This window comes from Sinomonas sp., assembly GCF_051955515.1.
In the GTDB taxonomy this organism is placed as follows: Bacteria; Actinomycetota; Actinomycetes; order Actinomycetales; family Micrococcaceae; genus Sinomonas.
This window is the reverse complement of record NZ_JBQCGQ010000098.1, coordinates 1-3,148: the sequence shown is the minus strand read 5'-3', so window position 1 is coordinate 3,148 and position 3,148 is coordinate 1. Positions and strand designations below refer to the sequence as shown.

Sequence of the window (3,148 nt, the reverse complement as noted above, 5' to 3'; positions counted from 1 at the left end):
GCCTTGGACGCCGCCCGGATCCGCTCGGCCTCCGCCTCGGCGGAAACCCCCGCAGGAACCGCCCCATCGGAAGGCTCCCGCACCGGGGCCGGCATCTGCCGCACCGGCCCCACAACCCGCCCCGGAGTCACACCAACGCCGTGAAACTGCTGCATCTTCGACCTCGAACTTTCTCCGCTCGTCAGGCGGCGACAGGTTCAGCTGCGACGGCCTCCGGGGCCTTCCTGCCAACGTAGCGCTTGAGGCCGATGGTGGCCAGAGCGGTCACGACCACGCCCACGGCAATCGAGACGACCCACAGGAGGAAGTTGTCGATCGCGAAGAAGACGAAGATTCCGCCGTGCGGAGCCTTGGACGTGACGCCGAAGCCCATCGACAGTGCACCCGTGATCGCGCCGCCCAGCATCGAGGCGGGGATGACGCGGAACGGATCCGCTGCGGCGAACGGGATGGCGCCCTCGGAGATGAACGCTGCGCCCAGGAGCCACGCGGCCTTGCCGTTCTCGTGCTCGGTCGCGTTGAAGTTGCGGTGGTCGAGGACGGTGGCGAGGGCCATGGCGAGCGGTGGGACCATGCCAGCGGCCATGACGGCGGCCATGATCTCCCACGGAGCATGGTTCGTGGCGGACGCGGCGCCGAGGCCGGCGACGGCGAACGAGTAGGCCACCTTGTTGACCGGGCCACCGAGGTCGAAGCACATCATGAGGCCGAGGATGATGCCGAGGACGATCGCCGCAGCGCCGGACATGCCGGACAGCCAGGAGTTGAGGGCGTTGGTCACCCAGGCGATCGGGCCGCCGAGCACCACGAACATGAGGCCGGAGGAGATGATCGAGGCGACGAGCGGGATGATGGCCACGGGCATGAGGCCCCGGAGCCAGCGCGGTGCCGAGAGCGATCCGAGCCAATGTGCCGTGTAGCCGGCCAAGAGGCCGCCCACGATGCCGCCGAGGAAGCCGGCGCCCATGAAGCCCGCGACGGCGCCGGCCGTGAAGCCGGGTGCAATGCCTGGGCGGTCAGCGAGGGCATAGCCGATGTAGCCGGCGAGGGCCGGGACCAGGAAGCCGATCGAGAGGCCGCCGATCTTGAACAGCACCGCACCGAGATACGCACCGAGCGGTCCCCATGCCTGCGAGCCGAACTCGCTCGGCAGGTTGAACAGGTTGTTCTTGACCACGATCGTGTCGGCGTACTTCGTGATGTCGTAGCCGCCGAGCAGGAAGCCGAGCGCGATGAGAAGGCCGCCCGCTGCGACGAACGGGATCATGTAGCTGACGCCGGTGAGCAGGGCGCGCTTGAGCTTCGCGCCGGTGGACTCGCGGCCTTCGGGAGCGGCCGACGACGGCCCACCCGCGGTGCCCGCGAGGCGCCGGCCGTTGGGGTCGGCTGCCGTGGCGAGGGCCTCGTCGATCATGACGCGAGGCTCGTCGATCGCGCGCTTGACAGGGGACTGGACATACGGCTTGCCGGCGAAGCGCTGCTTGTCGCGCACGTCGACGTCAACGGCGAAGACCACGGCGTCGGCGGCGTCGATGACCGACTGTGCCAGCGGCGTCGCGCCCGCAGAGCCCTGAGTCTCCACCTGGACGTCGATGCCCTGCTCCTTGCCTGCCGCGACGAGCGAATCGGCGGCCATGTAGGTGTGCGCAATGCCGGTGGGGCATGCGGTCACGGCGACGATGCGTCGGACCGCGGTCTTCGTCATCGACGGGGCCGCCGACGGCGCGGCCTCGGTCTCGGCGGAGGGAGTGAGTCCCAGGGCCTCGTTCACAAGCGCGACGACATCCCGGGGAGTGCGTGCCGCGCGGAGGGCAGCCGTGAAGTCCTTCTTGATGAGGCTCCGGGCGAGCTTCGCGAGGAGCTTGAGGTGCTCCTGATCGGCCCCGGAGGGAGCTGCGATGAAGAAGACGATGTCTGCCGGGCCGTCCTTGGCACCGAAGTCCACCGGCCGCGAGAGTCGGGCCATCGCGAGGGACGGTACGGTCACGGCCTCGGAGCGGCAGTGGGGGATCGCGATCCCGCCGGGTACGCCCGTGGCCGTCTTCTGCTCGCGCGCATACGCGTCCGCGAAGAGGCCTTCGGCGCCGGTCGCGCGGCCTTCGGCGGCCACAGTCTCGGCGAGCTTCCGGATCACGTCGGCCGAAGCGTCGCCGAGGGCGACGTCCAGCAGGACCAGCTCCGGGCTGATGAGTTCGGTCATGGTCAGTCCTTCGTGAGAGCCGTGACGGTCACGGCAGAGGGGTGGGTCTGGTTGACAGCCGGGACGGTGGATCCCGGCAGGGAGGCGGCCGCCGCACCATGGGCGACTGCCTGACGGAGGCGGCCTTCGGCGTCCGCTCCGGAGATGTCGGCCAAGAGGTACCCGGCCAGGGAGGAGTCGCCGGCACCAACGGTGCTGACGGCTCGGATGGGGGCATGCGTGGCGAGCCACGCGCCGTCGGCCGTCACAAGGACGGCGCCTTTCGCGCCGAGGGTGGCGAGCACAGCGCCCACTCCGGCGTTCACGAGGGAGCGCGCAGCGGTAGCCGCCCGCTCTGGCGAGGCCTCGAGCTCCGCCGGGGTGCCGGCGTCGTGAAGGCCCACGAGTGCGGCGAGCTCGGCGAGCTCATCCGCGTTCGGCTTGAGGAGATCGGGTCGGCCGCCGAGCGACGCCTCAAGAGGCGCGCCGGAGGAGTCGATCGCGATCTTCGGGGCGTCGTCGCCGAACTCGGCGCGGAGCCGCTCGGCGACGGACGTGTAGAAGGAGGCGGGGACGCCGGGTGGGAGGGAGCCGGCGAGCACCACCCATGAAGCCCCGCTCGACTGCTTCACCAGGAGGGTGAGCAGCTGCTCCTGCTGGTCCGCGCTGAGCTCGGGGCCCGGCTCGTTGACCTTGGTGGTCACGCCGCCGGGCTCGGTCAGCGTGACGTTGGAGCGGAGGGTCTGGCCGATGGGGAGCGCCGCGAACGGGACGCCGCGCGCCTCGAGTCCCACGACCACGGGGTCGCCGGGATCGCCGGGGAGGACTGCGAGCGTGTCGAGGCCCGACGCGACGAGCGCGCGGGACACGTTGACACCCTTGCCGCCGGATTCCTGGCGCACGGCGACGGCGCGCTGTACCTCACCTCGGAGGAGGGGGCCGCCGAGTTCGACCGTGCGGTCGAGGCTT

Annotated in this window: 2 protein-coding genes; both read right to left on the bottom strand. The window is 70.7% G+C overall.

Annotated features, from left to right (window positions below; genetic code table 11):
- Positions 1-181 precede the first annotated feature (181 nt).
- Positions 182-2,200, bottom strand: coding sequence for a PTS fructose transporter subunit IIABC (locus tag ACTHL9_RS05425; RefSeq protein WP_440517827.1), 2,019 nt, complete (start codon positions 2,198-2,200; stop codon positions 182-184).
- A 2-nt stretch (positions 2,201-2,202) separates the two neighbouring features.
- A partial coding sequence (locus tag ACTHL9_RS05420) for a 1-phosphofructokinase family hexose kinase (protein WP_440517826.1) occupies positions 2,203-3,148 on the bottom strand: 946 nt, incomplete at its 5' end.

What these genes read in the sequence shown, in the direction of transcription:
- ACTHL9_RS05425 (WP_440517827.1), bottom strand. Translation starts at nt 2,200, where the DNA reads ATGACCGAACTCATCAGCCCGGAGCTGGTCCTGCTGGACGTCGCCCTC.